At 72.4% G+C, this 22,660-nt stretch carries 18 protein-coding genes, 1 rRNA gene and 2 pseudogenes; 19 read left to right on the forward strand and 2 right to left on the reverse strand.

The window, feature by feature from the left end; genetic code table 11:
• Nucleotides 1-23 precede the first annotated feature (23 nt).
• The 3 genes and pseudogenes from rrf to O7629_RS09920 all read left to right on the forward strand — a co-directional run bounded on the left by rrf (nucleotide 24) and on the right by O7629_RS09920 (nucleotide 3,114).
• Nucleotides 24-140: ribosomal RNA gene (rrf, locus tag O7629_RS09910) — 5S ribosomal RNA — on the forward strand.
• 1,253 nt (nucleotides 141-1,393) lie between these two features.
• Nucleotides 1,394-2,002 (forward strand): annotated as a pseudogene (locus tag O7629_RS09915) (Replicase polyprotein 1ab); the annotation flags it as partial.
• Nucleotides 2,003-2,073: 71 nt separating this feature from the next.
• Nucleotides 2,074-3,114: an HAD-IIA family hydrolase gene (locus O7629_RS09920; RefSeq protein WP_278168799.1), complete on the forward strand. Its 1,041-nt coding sequence runs from the start codon at nucleotides 2,074-2,076 to the stop codon at nucleotides 3,112-3,114.
• A 111-nt stretch (nucleotides 3,115-3,225) separates the two neighbouring features.
• Here the strand turns inward: O7629_RS09920 and O7629_RS09925 are convergent, their stop codons facing one another.
• Complete coding sequence (locus O7629_RS09925) at nucleotides 3,226-3,564, reverse strand: SCP2 sterol-binding domain-containing protein (protein ID WP_278168800.1); 339 nt, start codon at nucleotides 3,562-3,564, stop codon at nucleotides 3,226-3,228.
• A gap of 162 nt (nucleotides 3,565-3,726) precedes the next feature.
• Here O7629_RS09925 and O7629_RS09930 point away from each other — a divergent pair, with 162 nt between their 5' ends.
• From O7629_RS09930 to O7629_RS09990, 13 genes and pseudogenes are all read left to right on the forward strand, one after another.
• Nucleotides 3,727-4,245, forward strand: a complete 519-nt coding sequence (locus tag O7629_RS09930) for a hypothetical protein (protein WP_278168801.1) — start codon at nucleotides 3,727-3,729, stop codon at nucleotides 4,243-4,245.
• On the forward strand, nucleotides 4,242-4,520 hold the full coding sequence (locus tag O7629_RS09935) for a hypothetical protein (protein ID WP_278168802.1): 279 nt from the start codon (nucleotides 4,242-4,244) through the stop codon (nucleotides 4,518-4,520). Before O7629_RS09930 ends, O7629_RS09935 begins: the two co-directional genes overlap by 4 nt.
• Before the next feature lie 26 nt (nucleotides 4,521-4,546).
• Complete coding sequence (locus O7629_RS09940; RefSeq protein WP_278168803.1) at nucleotides 4,547-5,365, forward strand: TlyA family RNA methyltransferase; 819 nt, start codon at nucleotides 4,547-4,549, stop codon at nucleotides 5,363-5,365.
• A gap of 29 nt (nucleotides 5,366-5,394) precedes the next feature.
• Nucleotides 5,395-6,291 carry an NAD kinase gene (locus O7629_RS09945; protein ID WP_278174477.1) on the forward strand — a complete coding sequence of 299 codons (897 nt, stop codon included), beginning with the start codon at nucleotides 5,395-5,397 and terminating at the stop codon, nucleotides 6,289-6,291.
• 49 nt (nucleotides 6,292-6,340) lie between these two features.
• Nucleotides 6,341-8,098: a DNA repair protein RecN gene (gene recN / locus O7629_RS09950; RefSeq protein WP_278174478.1), complete on the forward strand. Its 1,758-nt coding sequence runs from the start codon at nucleotides 6,341-6,343 to the stop codon at nucleotides 8,096-8,098.
• 96 nt (nucleotides 8,099-8,194) lie between these two features.
• Entirely contained in the window at nucleotides 8,195-9,373 is a 1,179-nt protein-coding gene (steA, locus tag O7629_RS09955) for a putative cytokinetic ring protein SteA (RefSeq protein ID WP_278168804.1), read from the forward strand.
• Between the two features lie 50 nt (nucleotides 9,374-9,423).
• The gene (locus tag O7629_RS09960) at nucleotides 9,424-10,359 is read left to right on the forward strand and encodes a copper transporter (RefSeq protein ID WP_278168805.1); all 936 of its coding nucleotides are present in this window, start codon (nucleotides 9,424-9,426) and stop codon (nucleotides 10,357-10,359) included.
• A gap of 27 nt (nucleotides 10,360-10,386) precedes the next feature.
• Entirely contained in the window at nucleotides 10,387-11,244 is an 858-nt protein-coding gene (locus O7629_RS09965; RefSeq protein ID WP_278168806.1) for a hypothetical protein, read from the forward strand.
• Between the two features lie 13 nt (nucleotides 11,245-11,257).
• Nucleotides 11,258-12,907 (forward strand): lipid II flippase MurJ, encoded by a 1,650-nt coding sequence (locus O7629_RS09970; protein ID WP_278168807.1) that lies wholly within the window; start codon nucleotides 11,258-11,260, stop codon nucleotides 12,905-12,907.
• A complete protein-coding gene (locus tag O7629_RS09975; protein ID WP_278168808.1) occupies nucleotides 12,904-14,115 on the forward strand; it encodes a glycosyltransferase family 4 protein in 1,212 nt (403 codons plus the stop codon). Before O7629_RS09970 ends, O7629_RS09975 begins: the two co-directional genes overlap by 4 nt.
• A pseudogene (locus tag O7629_RS09980) lies at nucleotides 14,115-16,211 on the forward strand (hypothetical protein); the annotation flags it as partial. The gene O7629_RS09975 and the pseudogene O7629_RS09980, both read left to right, overlap by 1 nt.
• Before the next feature lie 180 nt (nucleotides 16,212-16,391).
• Complete coding sequence (locus O7629_RS09985) at nucleotides 16,392-18,092, forward strand: CTP synthase (RefSeq protein ID WP_278168810.1); 1,701 nt, start codon at nucleotides 16,392-16,394, stop codon at nucleotides 18,090-18,092.
• Entirely contained in the window at nucleotides 18,092-18,745 is a 654-nt protein-coding gene (locus O7629_RS09990) for an NUDIX hydrolase (RefSeq protein WP_278168811.1), read from the forward strand. The genes O7629_RS09985 and O7629_RS09990 overlap by 1 nt, the downstream gene beginning before the upstream one ends.
• A 119-nt stretch (nucleotides 18,746-18,864) precedes the next feature.
• Here O7629_RS09990 and O7629_RS09995 read toward each other — a convergent pair whose 3' ends face one another.
• A complete protein-coding gene (locus O7629_RS09995; protein ID WP_278168812.1) occupies nucleotides 18,865-19,116 on the reverse strand; it encodes a TM2 domain-containing protein in 252 nt (83 codons plus the stop codon).
• A 259-nt stretch (nucleotides 19,117-19,375) separates the two neighbouring features.
• Between O7629_RS09995 and ald the strand changes: the two genes are divergently transcribed.
• The 3 genes from ald (at nucleotide 19,376) to O7629_RS10010 (ending at nucleotide 22,638) form a co-directional block, all read left to right on the forward strand.
• Nucleotides 19,376-20,491, forward strand: a complete 1,116-nt coding sequence (gene ald / locus O7629_RS10000) for an alanine dehydrogenase (protein ID WP_278168813.1) — start codon at nucleotides 19,376-19,378, stop codon at nucleotides 20,489-20,491.
• 8 nt (nucleotides 20,492-20,499) lie between these two features.
• Nucleotides 20,500-21,468: a site-specific tyrosine recombinase XerD gene (locus tag O7629_RS10005; RefSeq protein ID WP_278168814.1), complete on the forward strand. Its 969-nt coding sequence runs from the start codon at nucleotides 20,500-20,502 to the stop codon at nucleotides 21,466-21,468.
• A 240-nt stretch (nucleotides 21,469-21,708) separates the two neighbouring features.
• Nucleotides 21,709-22,638, forward strand: coding sequence for a ParA family protein (locus tag O7629_RS10010; protein ID WP_123601316.1), 930 nt, complete (start codon nucleotides 21,709-21,711; stop codon nucleotides 22,636-22,638).
• Nucleotides 22,639-22,660 lie beyond the last annotated feature (22 nt).

The raw sequence follows: 22,660 nt of genomic DNA on the forward strand, positions 1-22,660 counted from the left end.
TGTGTTTGGTTTGTTGTTAGGGTTACGGCGGTTATGGCGGAGGGGAAACGCCCGGTTACATTCCGAACCCGGTAGCTAAGCTCTCCAGCGCCGATGGTACTGCACTCGTGAGGGTGTGGGAGAGTAGGTCACCGCCGGACATCTTTACAGTTGAGGGCCGCTCCCTGCGGGGAGCGGCCCTCAACTGTGTCTGCCCGCCGTACTTCGGTTGGGCGGCATCAGGGAGGATGGAGTCGTGAACCCAACTGGGCAGGATGGCGACCGACCTCGCCGCGCCGACGAACAACCCGGTCGTGCCGGCGGCTTCAGCCGCGGCTACGGCGGCAGCCGGGACGGCCGTGGCGACCGGAACCCGCGCCGCGACGACCGTGGCGACCGGACGCCGCGCCGGGACGACCACGACACCGGGCGGCACGGTGGTGAGCGCGGTGCGGAGCGGTTCCGTTCCGACCGCCGGCAACCGTTCGCCGGTGAACGCCGGGGTGGTGCCACCGGTAATGACGGTGACCGCCGCCAAGGCGGTTGGGACAGTGACCGCCGACAGCCCGACGACCGCAGGGCCGGCGGTCGTGACCGTGGCTACGTGCGCCGTGACGAGTCCGGCGCAGGCCGAGAACCGTCCGGGTTCCGCCGGCGCGACGACAGCGCATCCCGGCCAGACCGGGACCGACGCGGCGACTGGGAGTCGGCCCGCCGCCGTGACGACGACCGCCGGGGCGGCCGAGGGGAACCCGGTGGCGCTGCGGGGGACAGAAGCGGCGGTTTCCGCGGGGAGCGCAGGAGCTGGTCCGACGACGGCCGCCGCAGTGGGCCCCGCGAGGACCGAGGCTTCCGCGGCGACCGCCGGACCACGGGTGGGGACGGTGGCGAGCGCCGGCCCGACCGTGGCGGATTCCGGACTGGGGGACCTCGCGCCCAGCGTGCTGACGGTGAGCGTCGGTTCGAGGCCGGGCGGGGACGGGAGGACCGGCGCTTCGAGCAGCGGGGTGGTGACCGACGTACCGGGCAGGGAGACGAGCGGCGCGACCGTTCCCACGGTGATCGCCGGTCGGGCAGCTTCCCGACCACCGGCCGACCGGCCGACCGGAGAAGCCCTCGGTCCGAGGATCGGCGCCCGCACTCAGGTGACGCCGCCCGGTCCCGTGTCGACGGCGCGCCGGGGCAGTTCCGCAGGCGTACGGACGGTCCGACCGACCGGCCCTTCCGACGGGCATCGTCGGACCGTTCCGCGGAGGCCTCCGCCGCGCCGTACCGTCGGCGCGACGGGGACGGTGCCGACCGCGTGGCCGAACGTACGCCGCCGCCGGAGTTGTCCGACGATGTCCTCGCCACCGACCTGCACACCGAGATCCGGGCCGAACTGCTCGGACTGGCCCGACCGGTGGCCGACACGGTGGCCCGGCACCTCGTCGCCACCGGGCAGCTGCTCGACGAGGAGCCGGAGACGGCGCTCGCCCATGCCTTGGCGGCACGTCGGCTCGCCGCCCGCATCGCGGCGGTACGGGAAGCTGTCGGCTTGGCCGCGTACCGGGCCGGGCAGTGGCAGACCGCCGTCGCCGAACTCCGGACCTATCACCGGATGACCGGACGTCAGACGCACCTCGCCGTACTGGCCGACTGCGAACGCGCCCTCGGCCGGCCGGAGCGGGCGATCGACATCTACCGTGGCGCGGATCGCGCCGGTCTGGACCCCGCCGCCGCCGTCGAGCTGTTGATGGTCGCCGCAGGTGCGCGTGGCGACCTGGGGCAGCCGGCCGCAGCGGTGGCGATGCTGCAGGTCCGGGAGCTGACCGTGGAGTCCGCCGAGCCATGGGTCTGCCGGCTCCGTTACGCGTACGCCGACGCGCTGCTCAGCGCTGGGCGTAAGGACGAGGCCCGGGAATGGTTCGCCCGGGCGGCCGAGGCCGACGAGGAGGCGGCGACTGACGCGACCGAGCGCCTTCTGGAGATCGACGGCGTACTGCTGACCGAGGACGAGACGGACGAGACGGACGACGAGGCCGACGACGAGCCGGCCGCCACGTCACACCCCGGCAGCTCACCTCCCCGAAGCGCGGAAGAAGACCGGCCCCGATGACCCGAACCGACGACACCACCGCTGGGCGCTGCGGGCTGTCCGCCGCATACGACCTGGTGATATTTGATCTCGACGGGGTGATCTACCTGATCGACCGGCCCATCCCCGGGGCGGTCGAGGCGGTGGATCGGCTGCGGCGGGCCGGCCTGCCGGTCGCGTACGCGACGAACAATGCCTCCCGGCGTTCGGCCGACGTCGCCGGGCTGCTCCGTGGCATGGGGGTGCCGGCCACTGCCGACGAGGTGGTGACGTCGGCCGGTGCGACCGCCGCGCTGCTGGCACAGCAGTACGGTCCAGGTGCCAAGGCGCTGGTCGTGGGCGCGGACGCGCTGCGTGACGAGCTCACCGAGGCCGGGCTGGCGCTGGTCGCGTCGGCCGATGACAAGCCCGCGGTGGTGGTTCAGGGGTACGGCCCCGGGATTGGGTGGGCAGATCTGGCGGAGGCATCGGTGGCGATCCGGGGCGGCGCCGACTGGGTGGCGACGAACACCGACCGGACCCTGCCCAGTGCCCGGGGACCGCTGCCCGGTAACGGCTCGCTGGTCGCCGCGCTGCGCACGGCGCTGAACCGGGAGCCGGACCAGGTCGTCGGCAAACCGGAACCGGGTTTGTTCGTCAGTACCGCTCGACGTGCCGGTGCCGACCGGCCGCTGGTGGTCGGTGACCGGCTGGATACCGACATCGAAGGGGCGAACCGTGCCGGCATGGCGAGTCTGCTCGTGCTGACCGGGATCAGCGACGCTCGGGAACTGCTGGCCGCCCCGCCGGCACGCCGGCCGACGTACCTGGCGGCGGACCTCGCCGGACTGTTCGCGACCGACGCCGCCCGGCCGATCGACGACGGGCCGACGGACGGTGCCGGGTGGCAGGTGCACCGCGACGGCTCGGCGGTGCTCGTCCTCGACGGCACCGGCGGTGACAGCGTGCAGGCGCTGCGGGTGCTCTGCCAGCACGCATGGCAGGGCGACCCGGTGACCGAGGTGCGATGCGAGTCCGCCGCAGCCGAGTCGGCGCTGCGTGTCCTGGCGCTGGCGTGATCCAACGTGCTGGGGTGGTCCGGCGCCGGGCCGCAGCCTACGCTGGCCGGGGACCGGGTCGCCGGGTGAGCCGGGCCGGCGGACGCGGACCTGGCCACGGAGCGGGTCGGTTCACAGCAGCTTCCGGAGCTTAAGCAGGTCGAACGGGCTGGCGCTGACCGACAGCCGTCGGGCCGCCAACGCGCGACCTACGTCGAGGTCGCCACGGACCAGCGCGAGCAGGTCGTCACTGCCGATGTTCATGGCGATCTTGGCCTTCGGATCGTCCCCGTCGGCGAGGTCGACGAGACGACCGTCGGTCAGCCGTCCGTGGAACGCGGCGCCGAGATCGGTGATCCGGCAGGCGAGGGTACGGTCCAGGTTGACTCGTTCGCGTACCTGGTCGGCGTTGCCCTCGAGCCGGGTGGCGAGCTCCCGCAGTGCCTGCCGACACTCGTCGACGCTGGCCACAATCGCACCTCCCGGGCTTCGCGGTGGGTCGCGGTGCCCGGCCGGGCACCGCGACCGGTGGTCGCACCACCGGTGTTCAGCACAGGCACCGTACCGCACTGCGGCGTCGCGTCCCGGTAGCGTGTCAACCGAACATTCTCCGCGCGGTGAAGGAGTCGGACCATGCGTGACGCCTGGCGGGCGTACCTGGAACTGGCCCTCGGCCTGACCGAGGCGTCCCGGAAGAAGGCCGAGCAGACTGCGCGGTCGTTGGTCGGCAAGGGCGGGGCGACCGCCGCCCAGCTGCAGGCGGTGGCGGAGGACTTGCTGTCGGCCGGCACCGCGAACCGTGAGTCACTCACCCGGCTGGTGCGGGCGGAAGTGGACCGGGCACTCGGCGCAGTGGGCCTGGTCAAGGCCGAGGAGGTCGTGGCGCTGCGGGACCGGATCGACCGGCTGGAGGCCGACATGGAGCGGGCCCGGAGCCGAGCGGCCGCCGCCTCGGCGGCCGCCGCCACGGCCGAGGCGGCGATTCCGTCGTCGGCCGAACCAGCGGTGGCCAGCAAGGCGGTGGCCAAGAAAGGCGCGGCGAAAAACACGGTCGCGAAGAAGGCAGTGGCAAAGAAGGCCGTCGCAAAGAAGGCCCCGGCCAGCAAGACGGTGGGCCGCAACTCCGTTGACGGCTCGGCGGGTGGGCAGTGACCGGCCCGGTGCCGGGGCCCCCACCCGGTGGCCGGGTCGCGCCGACCCCACCCGGCGCGGCCACCGCGCCGGGCACCGCGGCGGTGGACGGCACAGTCGACGGAACGGACGTTACCGCCGGCAGTACCGATACCCGGACCGGGCACCCGGCGGTCGACGCGGCCATCGAGGCGGTCCGTAACGCCGCTGGTCTGCCGCCGGCCGATCAGATCGCCCAGTACGAAGCGGCGCACGGCACCCTGCAGGAAGCTCTCGCCACCATCGACCAGGCCTGACCGGCCGAGATCCTCCCCGGAGTCGCATGGCACGCCGTAACCGCCTCGATGTGGAGCTGGTCCGCCGCGGACTCGCGCGGTCCCGTGAACAGGCCGCCGAGTTGATCGCGGCCGGGCGGGTGGAAGTGCGCGGCGTCGCCGCCGCCAAGGCCGCAGCGATGGTCGATCCGGCGGAGGCAGTCCGGCTGCTCGGCGGGAACCCGGCGGACGGGTACGTCTCCCGGGGTGCGCACAAGCTGATCGGCGCCCTGACCGGCACCAAAGTCGCGGTCGCCGGTCGGCGTTGCCTGGACGCCGGGGCCTCGACCGGCGGCTTCACCGACGTGCTGCTGCGGCGTGGCGCGGCCGAGGTGGTCGCGGTGGACGTCGGCTACGGACAGCTGGCCTGGTCGCTGCGGGGCGATCCACGGGTACGCGTCCACGAACGGACCAACGTCCGTACCCTCACCGCCGACCGGATCGACGGCCCGGTCGGGTTGACCGTGGCGGATCTGTCGTTCATCTCGCTGCGGCTGGTCCTTCCCTCGTTGGTCGCCTGCACCCAGCCGGACGGCGATCTGTTGCTGATGGTCAAGCCACAGTTCGAGGTCGGCCGGGAGCGGGTCGGTTCCGGTGGGGTGGTGCGCGATCCGCAGTTGCGCGCCGAGGCGGTGCTCGCTGTCGCGCAGGCCGGTGCCCAGCTTGGCTTCGGCGTGTCGGCGGTGGTCGCCAGTCCACTACCCGGCCCGCGGGGCAACGTCGAGTTTTTCGTCTGGTTCCGGGCCGACGCGCCGCCCGTCGACCCGCTCCGGGTGCGGGCTATCGTCGACGCCGGTCCGGCCACGGAAGAAGGTGGAGCGCGGTGAACGCGACAGTCCCGACCGGCGGGGCGCCGATGGCCCCCCGCGGCGCCAGAGCGGCGCTGCTGGTCACCCACACCGGTCGGCGGCGCAGCACCGACCATGCCCGGACCGTCGCCGCCGACCTGATCGAGGCGGGTTTCGAGGTACGGGTGGTCGCCGAGGAGGCCGACGATCTGGATCTGCCCGGGGTGCAGCCGGTCGGTGGTCCGGCGGCTGCCGACGGGGTGGAGATCGTGTTCGCGCTCGGCGGTGACGGTACCTTCCTGCGCGCCGCGGAGCTGGCCCGTCCGGCGAAGGCCCCGCTGCTCGGGATCAACCTCGGCAAGGTCGGGTTCCTGGCCGAGGCCGAGATCGGTGATCTGGACCGGGCGGTCCGGCAGGTGGTTGCCCGTGACTACACAGTGGACGAACGGTTGACCCTGGACGTGCGGGCCGAGCTGGAGTACGGCGTAACGATCGACTCGTGGGCGCTGAACGAGATCAGTGTCGAGAAGGGGCAGCGCGCCCAGATGCTGGAGCTGATGGTCGACGTGGACGGCCGACCATTGTCGCGCTACGGCGCGGACGGGGTGGTCTGCGCTACGCCGACGGGGTCGACCGCGTACGCGTTCTCGGCCGGCGGTCCGGTGGTGTGGCCCGAGGTCGAGGCGCTGCTGCTGGTGCCGATCAGCGCGCACGCGCTGTTCAGCCGGCCGCTGGTGACCGCGCCGAGCTCCACCTTCGTCATCACCGTCGACCCGTACACCACGTTCGCGGTGCTGTGCTGCGACGGCCGGCGGGTCTACGATCTGCCGCCCGGTGCGCGGGTGACCGTCCAACGGGGCGACCTGCCGGTGCGGGTGGTCCGGCTGCATCCGCGCCCGTTCAGTGACCGCCTGGTCGCCAAGTTCGATCTGCCGGTCAACGGTTGGCGGGGTAACCGGCGCTGACCCCGCCCCGGGTAGTCAACGTCGCGGCCCGCTACTACTGTCGGTGGCTGTGCTGGAAGAGCTGCGCATCACCGGGCTGGGCGTCATCGAGGACACCACGCTGCCGTTGACCGGCGGCATGAACGTGATCACCGGTGAAACCGGGGCCGGCAAGACGATGGTGGTGACCGGGCTCGGGCTGCTGCTCGGTGGCCGGGCCGACGCCGGGCGGGTCCGAGCGGATCCTGGCCGGGCGGTCGTCGAGGGCCGGCTGCGGCTGGTCGGTGCCAGTGGAGCCGTGGTGCGCGAGCGGGTCGCGGACGCCGGAGGCGAGCCTGACGAGGACGATGTCCTGCTGCTCAGCCGTACGGTGACCGCCGAAGGACGGTCCCGGGCGCACGTCGGCGGTCGCGGCATGCCGGTGTCGGTGCTGAGCGAGATCGGTGCCCAGGTGGTCGCCGTGCACGGGCAGTCCGACCAGCTGCGGCTGCTGCGCCCGGCCGAGCAGCGGGCGTCGCTGGACCGGTTCGCCGGGGCCGACCACGACAAGCTGCTCGCGGCCATGCGGGAGACGTACGGTCGGTGGCGCCAGGTCAGCGACGATCTGGCCGACCGGCGGCGCAACGCCCGCGAGCGCAACCAGGAGGCGGACCTGCTCCGGCTGGGTCTCGACGAGATCACCCGGGTCGATCCGCAGCCGGGCGAGGAGGACGCGCTCAAGGCCGAGGCGCAACGGTTGGAGCACGCCGAAGGGTTGCGTACCGCCGCCCAGCTCGCCGCCCTCGCTCTTGCCGGCGGCACCGAACCGGCCGACGACACGCCGGACGCGACCGGTCTGCTCGGCACCGCCCGCCGGTCGTTGGAGGCGCAGGCCGGCGTGGACCCGACGCTCGGCGAACTGGCTGCCCGGGTGACCGAGGCGGCGACGTTGGTCGGCGACGTGGCGGCGGAGCTGTCCGGGTACCTCGCGGCGCTGGACGCCGACCCACAGCGTCTGCAGGTGGTCTACGAGCGGCGGATGGCGCTGCGTGGGCTGACCCGCAAGTACGCCGACGACGTGGACGGGGTGATCAGCTGGGCGGAGCGGGCCCGGTCCCGGCTGGCCGAGTTGGACACCTCCGACGAGCTGCTGGACGAGCTGGACCGGGAACGTGCCCGGCTGGCTGACGAGGTGGCGGAGCTGGCGGCCCGGGTGTCGGCGGCCCGTCGGCAGGCGGCGGCGCGTTTCGCCGAGTTGGTGAGCGTGGAGCTGGCCGGGCTGGCCATGCCGCACGCTCGGATCGAGGTCGCGGTGCTCGTCCGGCCGGCGGGCCGGGGCGAACCGACGGTGACCGTCGACGGTGTCGACGCCGGCGTCGGCCCGGACGGTGCCGACGAGGTCGAGCTGCGGTTGCTGGCGCATCCGGGTGCGCCGCCACTGCCGTTGCAGCGGGGTGCCAGCGGCGGCGAGCTCTCCCGGGTGATGCTCGCCATCGAGGTGGTGTTCGCCGGAGCCGGCGGCCCGCCGACGTTGGTGTTCGACGAGGTCGACGCCGGGGTGGGTGGGCAGGCCGCGGTGGAGATCGGTCGTCGGCTCGCCCGGCTTGCCCGTAGCCATCAGGTGTTGGTGGTGACGCACCTGCCGCAGGTGGCGGCGTTCGCCGACCGGCATCTGGTGGTGGCGAAGGACACCGGGGGAGCGGTGACGACCAGCGGCGTGCGGGTGGTCGAGGACACCGACCGGGCGCGGGAACTCGCCCGGATGCTTGCCGGGCTACCCGACTCGGATCTGGGTATCGCGCACGCGGAGGAGCTGCTCGCGGTCGCCGCTCGCGATCGACGGGGTTGACCTGCCGGAGTCGGCCCGGTGTGTCTGACCTGCCGGTAATGGCACAGCGGGCATGTCGTGTCGGTGTTCACCGCCCAACATGCCAGGATGGTAGGGATGCGTCTACCCACCTTGCGCCGAGCTCGTAGTCCCGAGCCCGGAACGATCTCCGGCACGGCACGGCTCGACCGCCGGACGAAGCGCCTTGCCGGTCGGCTCCGGCCAGGTGACATCGCGGTCATCGACCACGTGGACCTGGACCGGGTCGCGGCCGACTCGTTGGTCGCCGTCGGCGTGGCCGCAGTCCTCAACGCCAAGCCGTCGGTCTCCGGTCGGTACCCGAACCTCGGTCCGGAGGTGCTGATCCAGGCGGGTATCCCCCTGGTCGACGGCCTTGGTGAGGACGCGTTCGAGAAGATTCGCGAGGGCGACACGGTACGGGTCGACGGCGCCGAGGTCTTCGTCGGCGACGACCGGGTGGCGTCCGGGGTACGCCAGGACGCGGATTCGGTCGCCAAGGCGATGGCCGAGGCCAGGGAAGGACTCTCGGTCCAGTTGGAGGCGTTCGCCGCCAACACGATGGAGTACCTCAAACAGGAACGAGACCTGCTGCTGGACGGGGTCGGCGTACCGGACATCGAGACCAGGATCGCCCGCCGGCACTGCCTGATCGTGGTCCGGGGTTACGACTACAAGGCAGACCTGGACGTGCTGCGGCCGTACATCCGGGAGTTCAAACCGGTCCTGATCGGTGTGGACGGGGGAGCGGACGCGCTGGTCGAGGCCGGCTACACCCCCGACATGATCATCGGGGACATGGATTCGGTCACCGACGACGTGCTGCGCTGCGGTGCCGAGGTGGTCGTCCACGCCTACCGCGACGGCCGGGCGCCCGGCATGGACCGGGTCCGCGAACTCGGGGTGGAGGCGTTGACCTTCCCGGCGGCGGCGACCAGCGAGGATCTCGCCATGCTGCTCGCCGACGAGAAGGGCGCGTCGCTGATCGTCGCGGTCGGTACCCACGCCACGCTGGTCGAGTTTCTCGACAAGGGGCGGGGCGGGATGGCCTCCACCTTTCTGACCCGGTTGAAGGTCGGCGGTAAGCTGGTCGATGCCAAAGGGGTGAGCCGGCTGTACCGGCAGAGCATTTCCGGCTCGTCGTTGCTTCTGCTGGTGCTCTCCGCGATCGCCGCCATGGCGTCCGCCGTGGCGGTTTCCACGGTCGGTAAGGCCTATCTCGGGGTCGCATCCGAGTGGTGGGACAATTTCGTCTTCCAGTTGGGTCAGCTCTTCTAGCGCGGACGAAACTACTGGTCAGCGCAGACGGATCGGAGAAGGCGGCAAGTGTGATCAACTTCCGTTACCACGTGGTGTCGCTCACCGCGGTGTTCCTCGCCCTGGCGATCGGCCTCGTGGTCGGCACCGCTGCGCTGAACGGCCCGGTTGCCGATTCTCTGAGCGACAATGTGAATGCGCTCCGCAAGGACAACACGCAGTTGCGGGAAACCGTCAACTCGCTGCGCGAGGAGGTCAACCGTGAGGAGGACTTCGTCGCCGAGGCCGCGCCGATCCTGCTCGCCGACAAGCTCGCCGGTCGCCGGTTGCTGGTGGTCTGCCTGCCCAGCGGCCGGGACCATGCCGAAGGCGTGATGGCCGCGCTCGACCTTGCCGGAGCGACGTTGACCGGCCGGATCGACGTGCAGGACAAGTTCGTCAACCCGGACAACAGCGTGGAGTTGCTGGAGCTCGCTACGGCGGCGGCCCGCCCCACCATCCCCACCGCCGGACTGCCCGGTAACAGCGACGGGGTGGAGACCTCCAGCGCGCTGCTGGCCAGCGCGCTGGTCGACCGAGAGGAGCCGCCGGCAGTCGAACCGGCGGACCTGGCGGCGCTGCTCGACGCGTACGGCGACGCCGGCTACATCACCGTCGAACAGGAGGTCACCGGGCCTGCTGAGGCGGTCGTCGTGGTCAGCGGGCAGCCGTACGTCGACCGGGACGCCGCCAAGAAGGACGCCGCGGTGGTCACCATGGTGGTGCAGTTCGACCGGGTCAGCCAGGTCGTGGTGGCCGGGACCGGCTCCAGCGACGGGAACCTGATCTCTGCGGTCCGCAACGACCCCACGCTGACCCAGTCGATCTCGACCGTCGACAACGGCAACACGACCGCCGGCCAGGCGGTGACGGCGCTCGCCGTGGCCGAGCAGTTCACCCTCGATCAGGCCGGGCATTACGGGCTTGGCGCGGGTGCCACGTCGTTGATGCCGAAACGTCCTGAATAGCACCCTGTCGACGGAGTGAAACCCCTGATGCCGAATCGTGGCCCGCTGGGCCTGTTGCTGCTCGGTGCCGCCGGTGCCGTCGCCGCCCGCGTCGCACTGCGGACCGCCAAGCGGATCGCACCCGGTGGCGCATTGGAGCGCACCAACTTCCGGGGCCGTTCGGTGAGCCTCGCCGGCGGCCCGGCCCTCGCTGCCGCCGCGTCGACCGCCGCCGCGTTCGGGGCCGCGAGCCCGCCTGCCGCCGCAGCGGTCCTGGTCGCCGGTGCCGGTGCCGGAGCGGTCGGGCTCTACGACGACATCGTCGGCGCCCGACCGGACCAGCGGGCGGCCAAGGGCTTCGCCGGGCATCTCTCGGCGCTGCGGTCCGGCCGGGTGACCGGTGGGCTGGTCAAGATCGTGGGGGTCGGCGCCGCCGCCACCGCCGCGGCCGCGTTGCTCGCCGCGGACCGCCGGGACACCGCCCGCCGACCGGTCACCCGGGCGGCCGACGTGCTGCTCGGTGCCGGCGTCATCGCCGGCACCGCCAATCTGGTCAATCTGTTGGACCTGCGTCCCGGGCGGGCGGCCAAGGCCGGGCTGCTGATCGCCGCCCCGTTGCTGGCCGGACCGACGGCGGGCACCGCCGCGGGGACCAGCGGCGCGGTGCTCGGGCTGCTCCGCGACGATCTCGACGAGCAGGTGATGCTCGGCGACTGCGGCGCCAACGCGCTGGGTGCCCTGCTCGGGGTCGCCGTCGCGCAGCGTACCGGGCCGGCCGGCCGCGCGGCCGTGCTCGCCGTGCTCGCCGGGCTGACCGCAGCGAGCGAGCGGGTCAGCTTCACCCAGGTGATCGCGCGCACCCCCGGCCTGCGTGAGCTCGACGCCCTCGGCCGCCGGACACCCTGACCAGGACGGGGCAATGATCAACTCGGCGGTCGGCACCCGGGTCGCCGGTGCTGCGGCGCTGATCGCGGTGCTCACCGTGGCGAGCCGGCTGGCCGGGGTCGGCCGTACCGCCGTCTTCGCCTGGTCGGTGGGGCCGACCGCGCTGGGTGACATCTACCTCGCCGCCAACACCATCCCCAACATCATCTTCGAGATCGTCGCTGGGGGAGCGCTGGCCAGCCTCGTGGTGCCGCTGCTCGCCGGTGCGGTGGCCGCCGGTGACCGTAGCGGCGTGTCCGCGACCACGTCGGCGCTGCTCACCTGGACGCTGGCCCTGCTGATCCCGCTCGCGGTGCTGCTCGCGTTCGCGGCCGGGCCGATCGTGCGGCTACTCGACGCCGACGCCGGTCCCGCGCAGATCGACGCCGGCACCCTGATGCTGCGGCTGTTCGCCCCGCAACTTCCGCTGTACGGGATCGCCGTGGTGCTCACCGGAGTGCTGCAGGCACACCACCGGTTCGCCTGGCCGGTGATCGCCCCGCTGCTGTCCAGCGTCACGGTGATCGGCACCTACCTGACCTTCGCCGCCACCGAGGGACGGCTGGCCGACCTGCCCGGGGTGGGCGCGTCAGGCCAGCTGCTGCTGGCCGCCGGTACCACCGGCGGTGTGGCCGTGCTGTCGCTGTGCCTGTTCGTGCCGTTGCGCCCGCTGGGTCTGCGGCTGCGACCCGGCCTACGGTTCGTTGGCGCGGCCCGCGACGCGGTCGGCGGGCTGGCGGCGGCCGGCGCGGTCACCGTCGGCGCGCAGCAGCTCGCCATACTGGTCGCGGTCTGGCTCTGCTTCGCCGGTGGCGCGCCGCAGGGCAGCGTCGTTCTGTTCACGCTGGCCCAGACGGTGTTCCTGCTGCCCTGGTCGGTACTCGCGGTGCCGCTGGCGACTGCGGCGTACCCGACCCTGGCCGCAGCCCACAGCCACGGGGACATCGCCGGGTACCGGTCCAACCTCGGTCCGGCCGTGCGCGGCGTGGTCCTGCTCTGCTGTCTCGGCGCGGCCGTCCTGGTCTCGATCTGCCTTCCGGCTGCGGCCTTTCTGGTCCCGGCCGGGCAGGCCGGGACGCTGGCCGCCGGCATCGCCGGCTTCGCTCCGGGCCTGATTGGCTACGGTATGTTCGCGATCGGCTCCAGGGCGCTGTACGCGGCCGGCCGCCCGGCGCCTGCCGCCGCAGCGGTGGCCGGCGGCTGGAGCTGCGTGCTGGTCGCCGCGCCGGTGCTGTCGCTGGTGCTGCCGGACCGCGACCGGGTCCTGGCCTTGGCGCTGGCCAACGCGCTCGGCATGTTGGTGATGGGGCTGCTGCTGGTCGCGGCGCTTCGCCGGGTCGGCGGTGGCGCGGTGCTGACCGGGCTCGGCCGGGCGACGGCGACCGGTCTGGTGGCCAGTGCCGCTGCGGCGGCTGCGGGCGCCGGCGTGGCGTACCTGACCGGGCCGGGGCCGACCACCCCGACCGTGCCCGGCGTGCTGCTGCAGGGCATGCTGTCCGGGGCGACCGGGTTGGCGGTCTTTCTCGCGGTGGCCCTGCCTGCGGACCGCCACGATCTGCGGCCGATGGTTGTTGGTGCGGTGCGCCGGACCTGGCGGCTGGCGGCCGGCCGGCGACGGGACGGGAAGGGGACGGAGTCGCGGTGAGTGATCCGACGGACGACCGCTGGAGGGGTGCGGTCCTGCTGCTGATCGGCTCCAGCACGGGCGGTATCGGCCAGCACGTCGCATCCCTGAGCCGCGGCCTGGTGTCGGGCGGGGCGCGGGTGACCGTGTGCGGTCCGCTCGCTGTCGAACAGCAGTTCCGGTTCACCGCGTCCGGTGCCCGGTTCGTCCCGGTGGAGATCCCGGCCAACCCGACCCTGGCCGACGCCCGCGCGGTGAGCGCGATCCGCCGCGTCCTCGCCGACGGGGCCGACGTGGTGCACGCGCACGGACTACGCGCCGGATTCGTCGCGGCGCTCGCCCGACCGTCCGCGCCGATCGTGGTGACCTGGCACAACAGCATTCTCGCCGGTGGACTGCGGGGGCGACTCGCGCGGCTGGTCGAGCGGCGGGTGGCGCGGGCCGCCCAGGTGACCCTCGGCGCCTCCGCCGACCTCGTCGAGCGGGCGTTGGCGCTCGGCGCGTCCGATGCCCGGCTCGGCCCGGTGGCGGCGCCGGAGTTACCCGCGCCGAGACGCAGCCGTGCCGCGGTTCGCGCGGAGTTCGGTGTCGGCGCCCATCGGCCCCTGGTGCTCTCGGTCGGCCGGCTGCACCCGCAGAAGCGCTACGACCTGCTGGTCGACGCCGCCGCCGGGTGGCGCGAACTGACCCCACCGGCGCAGGTGGTGATCGCCGGAACCGGGCCCAGCTACCTGTCCCTGGCGGCGCAGATCTCGGCGGTACGGGCACCGGTCACCCTGCTCGGCCACCGTCATGACGTGGCCGACCTGCTGCTCGGTGCCGATTTGGCGGTGGTCAGCAGCGACTGGGAGGCTCGACAGCTGTTCGCCCAGGAGGCGTTGCGGGCCGGCGTACCGTTGGTGGCGACCGCGGTCGGCGGATTGCCCGAACTGGTCGGAGACGCCTGCCGGTTGATTCCGCCCGGCGACCTGGCCGCACTGGACGGCGCTGTGCGCGAGTTGCTGAGCGACCATCAGCAGCGGGCCGACCTGGCCGATCGTGGACCCCGGCAGGCCGCCGGCTGGCCGACCGACGCGGACAGTCTCGACCTGGTCCGCGCCGTCTACCGGGAGTTGACCGACGGGCGGGGCGTCACCAGCGGGCGGAAGGTAGCCGGCGGTCAGCCGGTACCGGGCCGCCGCAACGGGCCGACCGACCGCGACGACCGACCCGTGGACGGGAGCGGCTGATGCGTCACCGGGTCGTGCCGCTGCTGCTGATGTCGGTGCTGCTGGCCGCCGGCGTGGCGGCACTGGCCGACCGGCCGGCGGTGGGCACGTCCGGCCGCAGCGCCGACTACGTGGTGATCGTCGGAGTTCCGGGCCTGCGCTGGGACGACATCGACCGGCGGACGACGCCGACGCTGTGGCGGCTGGCGGAGCAGGGCTCGATCGCCTCACTGTCGGTGCGGTCCGCGCAGCGGCCGACCTGTCCGGCCGACGGCTGGGTCACCCTCGGTGCCGGCAACTACGCGGCTTACGACGGCACCACCGGCGACGGCACCTGCCCGCCGGCGCAGATCGCCGTCGAGCAACCCGACGGCATCGGCGGATACCTGACGTCGCAGCCCGCGACCGTACGCCTCAACCAGGAACGTCTCGCCTGGGGCGCGGTGCCCGGCGCGTTGGCCGAGTCGGTGCGGTGCACGGTGGCTGTCGGGCCGGGTGCCGCGCTGACCGCCGCCCGGCCGTTCGGCCGGGTCGACCGCTACGAGCCGGAACTCCCGCAGGACCCGGCGGACCTGCTCGCCTCCTGCGTGCTGAGCGTGGTCGACGCCGGAGTGGTCGCCGGTTCCGACCCGACCGAACGGGCCGCCGCCGCCCGGCAGGCCGACGCGACGCTGGCGCGGGTCCTGGCGGCCCGCCCGCAGCGCTCACTCGTGCTGGTCGCCGGGCTGGCCGACACCAGCGCACCGACCCGGCTGCACGTCGCGATCGCCGACGGCCCCGGCTGGGACGCCGGCTGGATGACGTCGCCGACCACCGGCCGGGACGGCTACCTGCAGCTGGTGGACCTGGCGCCGACCGCGCTGCACGTGCTCGACCGGGACCAACCCGACGGGCTGTTCATCGGCCAGCCGGCGAGTTCGGCACCCGGCCGGCCGGAGGACCTCGCGACGGCGATCGCGTACCCGGCCGACGCCGACCGGGAGGCCCGCGCCCAGCGACGCGCCGCGGTCTGGTTCTTCGGCCTGCTCACCGGGTTCCATACGGTCCTCGCCGTGGCAGTCGTACCGTTGCTGCGCCGGGTCCGACGCACCGCGGGGCGGCCCGGCCCGGACCCGGTCACCCGACGGGCCAACGCCGTCATGGAGGTGCTGCTGATCGCGGCCGCGCTCGTCATCCCGGCGGCGCTGCTGGCCGAGGTGGTGCCCTGGTGGCGCAGTGGCCAGCCCGGCCCTGCGTTGGCCGTGACCACGGTGCTGGCGGTCGCCGCCGCGACGGCGGCGGTCCGGTTCAGCCGTTCCTACCGGCACACGCTCGCCCCGATGACGCTGGTCGCCACGATCGCGGCGGCGGTCGTCGCCGCCGACGTGCTGACCGGGGCCCGGCTGCAACTCAACGGCGTCACCGGGTACTCCGCCTCCGAAGGCGGTCGCTACGCCGGGCTCGGCACAGTGGGCCTGGGAGTGCTGATCGCCGGCACCCTGCTGGCCGCCGGTTGCCTGGCCCAGCGGGTCCGGCGTGGCTGGCGGGTGACGGTGGTGGTCACCATCGGTGGTGCGGCGGTGATCCTGGTCGGCAGCCCCTACCTGGGTGCCGACCCGGTAGGAGCGATCGCGTTGACCGCCGGGGTGGCGATCACGGCGGCGATCAGCACCGGTGGTTGGCTGAGCGTGCCCAGAGTGGCGTGGGCGACGATCGCGGGTCTGCTGGTGACCGCCGGCTTCGCACTGCTCGATCTGCAGCGGCCGGAGACCGAACGGGGCAGCCTAGGACGGTTCCTCACCGCGCTGGCCGACGGCACCGGCGGTCTCACCCTGCACCGTTCCTCGGCGGCCAACATGTCGGCCCTGCTGAGCAGCCCGTTGACGGTGCTGGCGCTGGTCGCCGCGGTACTCGTGTGGTTCGCCCTGCTGCAGCCGTGGGGCGGGCTGAAACGGCTGTTCGGCATCTACCCGGCGGTGCGGGCGGCGATGGCCGGCATCGCTGTGTCGTCGGTGATCGGCGGCGGACTCGCGGGTTCGGCGCTGGACGTGGCTGGTGCGGCGGCGGCGGTGACCGTGCCGCTGGCCGCGCTGGTGGCGTTGCGGGTGCTCGGGCACTCGGCGGACCGGACCAGACCGTCGACCGGCCCGGCGGGCCCGGCGGGCTCGGCCGAGCAGACCCCGGCGAAGGCACCCGACGAGGTCAGCGGGTCCGCTGTTTCGGCAGGTGTTACCGTGGAGTCCCGTGGATCGCGCCAGCAGCTTCATCAGTGACGCGCCGGTCTGCACGACCAGTCAGACGACCCACGGGAGCACGCCTTGGCCCCTTCGACACAGACGGTACGGCACATTTTCGTCACCGGGGGCGTCGCGTCCTCACTCGGCAAGGGGTTGACCGCATCCAGCCTGGGCAACCTGCTCAGCGCCCGCGGACTCCGGGTGGTGATGCAGAAGCTCGACCCGTACCTCAACGTCGACCCCGGCACGATGAACCCCTTCCAGCACGGTGAGGTGTTCGTCACCGACGACGGCGCCGAGACCGATCTCGACGTGGGGCACTACGAGCGGTTCCTCGACCGTGACCTGTCCTGCAAGGCCAACGTGACCACCGGTCAGATCTACTCCGAGGTCATCGCGAAGGAACGCCGGGGCGAGTACCTCGGCGACACGGTGCAGGTGATCCCGCACATCACCAATGAGATCAAGGCCAGGATCCGGGCGATGGGGGAGCCCGACGAGCACGGGCTGATCCCGGACGTGGTGATCACCGAGGTGGGCGGCACTGTCGGCGACATCGAATCGTTGCCGTTCCTGGAGGCGATCCGCCAGGTCCGCCACGATGTCGGCCGGGACCGCTGCTTCTACCTGCATGTGTCGCTGGTTCCCTACCTGGTGCCGTCCGGCGAGCTCAAGACCAAGCCGACGCAGCACTCGGTCGCCGCGCTGCGCAGCATCGGTATCCAGCCGGACGCGATCGTGTGCCGCTCCGACCGGGAGATCCCGGACAAGTTGAAGCACAAGCTGTCGCTCTACTGTGACGTGGACCGGGAGGCGGTCATCGCCGCCCCCGACGCGCCGAGCATCTACGACATCCCGAAGGTGCTGCACCGGGAGGGCCTCGACGCCTACGTGGTGCGCCGGCTGGGCCTGTCCTTCCGCGACGTGGACTGGACCAGTTGGGACGACCTGCTGGAGCGGGTGCACCATCCGCGACACACCGTGACCGTGGCGCTGGTCGGCAAGTACGTCGACCTGCCGGACGCGTACCTGTCGGTGACCGAGGCGATCCGGGCGGCGGGGTTCGGGCACCGGGCGCGGGTGCAGATCCGGTGGGTGCCCAGCGACGAGTGTGTCAGCCCGAACGGTGCCGCCGCCGCGCTCAGCGGGGTCGACGGGATCGTGATTCCGGGCGGGTTCGGGGTGCGGGGCATCGAGGGCAAGATCGGCGCGGCCCGGTACGGGCGGGAGAACGGTGTCCCGGTGCTCGGGCTCTGCCTCGGCCTGCAGTGCATGGCGATCGAGGTGGCCCGCAACGGCGCCGGTCTGGCCGGTGCCAACTCCGCCGAGTTCGACGAGGAGGTCGAACACCCGATCATCGCGACCATGGCCGACCAAGAGCAGATTGTCGCCGGCAAGGGGGACATGGGCGGCACGATGCGGCTGGGCGGGTACCGGGCGTTGCTGGCCGAGGGCTCGATCGTCGCGCAGGCGTACGGGGCGACCGAGGTCAACGAGCGGCACCGGCATCGCTACGAGGTGAACAACGCGTACCGGGAGGTGTTGGAGAAAGCCGGGTTGCGGATCTCGGGAACCTCGCCGGACGGCCGGCTGGTCGAGTTCGTCGAGCTGGACCGGGCTGAGCACCCGTTCTTCGTGGCCACCCAGGCCCATCCGGAGCTGAAGAGCCGTCCGACCCGGCCGCATCCGTTGTTCCACGCCTTCGTCGGTGCCGTGATCACCTATTCGGAGGCCGACCAGTTGCCGGTGGATCTGGCGCCGGCCCCCGGAGGCCGGGCCTGATGCGGGAGCATGAGCCGGACGCCGAAGACGGCTCGGGTGGTCACGTCTACCAGGTGTTGTCGCGGACCGACCGGTTCTCCGGCCCGGTCTTCTCGGTGGTCAGTGACGAGGTGACGATGCCGGGCGGCGGTGCGGCGAGGCGCGACTACGTACGGCACGTCGGCGCGGTCGCAGTGGTCGCGCTCGACGAGGCCGGACGAGTGGTGCTGATCCGTCAGTACCGCCACCCGGTGGGCCGGCAACTGTGGGAGCTACCCGCCGGCCTGATCGATGTCGCCGGGGAGGAACTGCCCGCCACCGCCCACCGGGAGCTCGTCGAGGAGGCCGACCTGACCGCCGGTCGACTCGACCTGCTCGTCGATGTGCACCCGTCGCCGGGATTTTCGGACGAGACGGTCCGGATCTTCCTCGCCCGGGACCTCACCCCGGTGCCGGAGCAGGACCGGCACCACCGCCACGACGAGGAGGCAGAGCTGCAGGTCCGCCTGGTCGATCTCGACGAGGCGGTCCGGATGGTGCTGGCCGGCGAGATCACCAACGGTCCGGCGGTTACCGGTCTGCTGGCTGCCGCCTGCGCCCGGCAGACGGGGTGGGCAGCGCTGCGCGCCGCCACCGAACCTGCCTCGCGCCCGCCCGGCGGCGCAGCGCGCTGATCCGGTGTACGCCGAACGGCGGCCGGGGCGGATGTCGTCCGCCCGACCGCCGTTCGGCTTGTCGTAATCGCCGCTCGGCGACCGGCCGGATCCGCCGTGGTCGCCGAGTAGTCGGGTGGTCAGTCGCGCAGCGGCCGACCCTGGGCGTCGGTGCCGCCGTTGACGAGGACGAGAATCCCGTCGATCAGGCCCCAGAGCGAACCGAGGCCACAGGTGACGACGCTGACGACCAGCTGGAGTACGGCAATCTTGGTATGGCCTGTGTAGAACCGGCCGACGCCGAAGCCGCCCAGCAGGATGCCGAGGACCCCGGCGATGATCTTGCTTTTGTCGGAGACGCCACCGGCGCCAGGATGCTGAGGAAAGGTCATGAAGCGGCAATGTAGTGACCTTGGTCCAGGTCGTCGCAGCGAAGGTCCGGATCCTGGGAAAACCGTGAACGGGTGCTACCTGGTGGTCTCGGACCTTCACTCTGTGTGGCCAGTTGGCCGGTGGCTGCGCGGGATGACACACCGTCAAGCCACGCCGCCATCGACTGTCAACGTGCGGGCTGTCGGACCCGTCGACCGGATCTAGACTTCGCCGGGAGACGAGTTCGGGCAGCGTGGCCCGCGGAAAGGTGACGGCGACGTGAAGGTTGGCATTCCCCGCGAGGTCAAGAACCACGAATACCGGGTGGCGATCACCCCGGCCGGGGTGCACGAGTTCACCCGGGCCGGTCACCAGGTGACGGTGGAGACTGGCGCCGGCGTCGGATCCTCCATCACCGACGACGAGTTCGCCGCCGCCGGAGCGAGCATCGCCCCGAGCGCCGACGATGTCTGGGCAAGCGCCGACCTGGTACTCAAGGTGAAGGAGCCGGTCGCCGAGGAACACCACCGGATGCGTCCCGGCCAGGTGCTCTTCACCTACCTGCATCTTGCGGCGTCGCGGGAGTGCACCGACGCCCTGCTGCGGCAGCGGGTCACCGGAATCGCGTACGAGACGGTGGAGAACGCAGACCGGTCCCTCCCGCTGCTCGCCCCGATGTCCGAGGTCGCCGGTCGGCTGGCCGCGCAGGTCGGCGCGTACCACCTGATGCGTCCCGGCGGCGGGCGCGGCGTGCTGATGGGCGGGGTCCCCGGCGTCTACCCGGCGAAGGTGGTGGTCATCGGGGCCGGGGTGTCCGGGATGAACGCGGCCGCGATCGCGGCCGGGATGCACGCCGACGTCCTGCTGCTCGACCGGGACATCAGCAAGCTGCGTCAGGCGGACGCGATCCACCAGGGGCGGATGAAGACGGTCGCGTCGAACACCTACGAGGTCGAGCGGGCGGTGATCGACGCGGACCTGGTGATCGGCGCGGTCCTGGTGCCCGGGGCGAAGGCACCCAGGATCGTCACCAACGAACTGGTGTCCCGGATGAAGCCCGGCAGTGTGCTCGTCGACATCTCGATCGACCAGGGTGGCTGTTTCGAGGACTCCCGGCCCACCACCCACGCCGAACCCGTCTACCCGGTCCACGGCTCGGTCTTCTACTGCGTGGCGAACATGCCGGGCGCCGTCCCGCACACCAGCACGTACGCGTTGACGAACGTCACCCTGCCGTACGCCCTCGAACTCGCCAACCGGGGCTGGCGCGACGCGCTGCGCCACGACCGGGCTCTCGCCGCCGGTCTGAACACCCACGACGGCGAGATCACCTCCGGCCCGGTGGCCGAGGCACACGGCCTGAGCAGCCGGTCGTTGGCCGAGGTGCTGGGCTGACCGGCGCCGTGCCGCCGCCCACGGTGCCGCCGGCCCCCGCGCTGCGGCACGCTGTCCGCAGCTACCTGGACCACCTGACCGTCGAACGCGGGCTGTCCCAGCACACCCTCCGGTCGTACCGGCGCGACCTGGACCGATACCTCGGCACGCTGGCGAACCTGGGGATCGACGAGCTGGCCAAGGTGGGGTCGGCGCAGATCACCGGGCACCTCGCCGCGATGCGGTCCGGCGCAGATGGGCAGCCGCCGCTGTCGGCCGCGTCCACCGCCCGGGCCGCCAGCGCCATCCGCGGGCTGCACCGGTTCGCCGTCCGGGAGGGACACGCCGACTCCGACGCCGGCAGAGACGTCCGTCCCGCCGTCCCGCCGCGCCGGCTGCCCCGGGCGCTGGACCTCGACCAGATCGAACGACTGCTGGCCGCCGCCGGGGCAGTGGACGGTCCGGTGCCGCCGTTGGCCGTACGCGACCGGGCGCTGCTGGAGTTCCTCTACGGCACCGGGGCGCGGATCTCCGAGGCGGTCGGTGCCGCCGTCGACGACCTTGACCTGGCCACCGGGGCGGTCCTGCTCCGCGGCAAGGGCGGCCGGCAGCGGGTGGTCCCGGTCGGCGGGTACGCGGCCGACGCGCTGCGGGCGTACCTGACCCGGGTGCGGCCGGCTCTCGCGGCGGCGGGCCGGGGCAGCCCGGCCGTCTTCCTCAACGCGCGGGGCGGGCAGCTGTCCCGGCAGAGCGCGTGGACGGTGCTGCGGCGCGCCGCCGAACGCGCCGGGCTGCCGGTGAGCGGGGCGCATCCGGTTTCCCCGCACACCCTGCGGCACTCGTACGCCACCCATCTGCTCGACGGCGGCGCGGACGTACGGGTGGTCCAGGAACTGCTCGGGCACGCGTCGGTGACCACCACTCAGGTCTACACTCTGGTGACCGTCGACCGGCTCCGCGAGGTCTACGCCACCTCCCATCCGCGGGCCCGTCATTGACCCGCTCCGCGTGCCTACGGTTGATCCTTAGGCGGGTGCGGGTGAGGACGTCGGGCGTACCCGGGTCAAGCCGGGTCGACACGCCGGACCGGTGTCCGCCGCACCCCGGCCGGGTGGCGTACAGTCGGGCAACGGCGCGGCTTTCGTACGGCGGCAGGCGAAGGCCCCGCAGCGGCGACGCCGCTGCAGACGCCGGTCGGCTCCGGCGCCGAGCAGTCGTCGGGAGGGGGCGCACAGGACATGGCGGGCAACAGTGACCGTGCCGAGGCGTGGACCTCGACGCTCCGCGAACAACAGGCGGGGCTCGATCTGAGCGCGGAGCTCGGTCCCGCCGATCCGACCGCCTACACCATGCGCAAGCCGATCCCCGAGCCGATGCCGACCGACCGGCACGGCCCGGCGCGGATCATCGCGATGGCCAACCAGAAGGGCGGCGTCGGCAAGACCACCACAACGATCAACCTCGGTGCCGCGTTGGCCGAGTACGGACGCCGGGTGCTCCTGGTCGACTTCGACCCGCAGGGTGCGTTGTCGGTCGGGCTCGGGGTCAACCCACACAACCTCGATCTGTCGGTCTACAACCTGCTGATGCAGGACGACGTCACCGCCGAGGACGTACTGATCAAGACCGACGTCGCCGGTCTGCACCTGCTGCCGGCCAACATCGACCTGTCGGCCGCGGAGATCCAGCTGGTCAACGAGGTCGCCCGGGAGATGGCCCTGGCCCGGGTGCTCAAGTCGATCCGCAAGGAGTACGACTTCGTTCTGATCGACTGCCAGCCCTCGCTCGGTCTGCTGGCGATCAACGCGCTCACCGTGGCGCACGGTGTGCTGATCCCCCTGGAGTGCGAGTTCTTCAGCCTTCGCGGGGTTGCGCTGCTGCTGGACACCATCGACAAGGTCCGCGAACGGCTCAACTTCGACCTGGAGCTGGAAGGCATCCTCGCCACGATGTACGACAGCCGCACCACCCACTGCCGGCAGGTGCTGCAGCGGGTGGTCGAGGCGTTCGGCGACAAGGTCTACCAGACGGTCATCACCAAGACGGTGAAGTTCCCCGAGTCGACGGTGGCCGGCGCGCCGATCACCAGCCTCGACCCGGCCTCGTCCGGGGCCCGCAACTACCGGCAGCTGGCCCGTGAGGTCATCGCGCACCAGGCGGAGCGCTAACCTGCGGTGCAGCTCGTCGAGC

The organism is Solwaraspora sp. WMMD792 (assembly GCF_029626105.1).
Lineage (GTDB): Bacteria > Actinomycetota > Actinomycetes > Mycobacteriales > Micromonosporaceae > Micromonospora_E.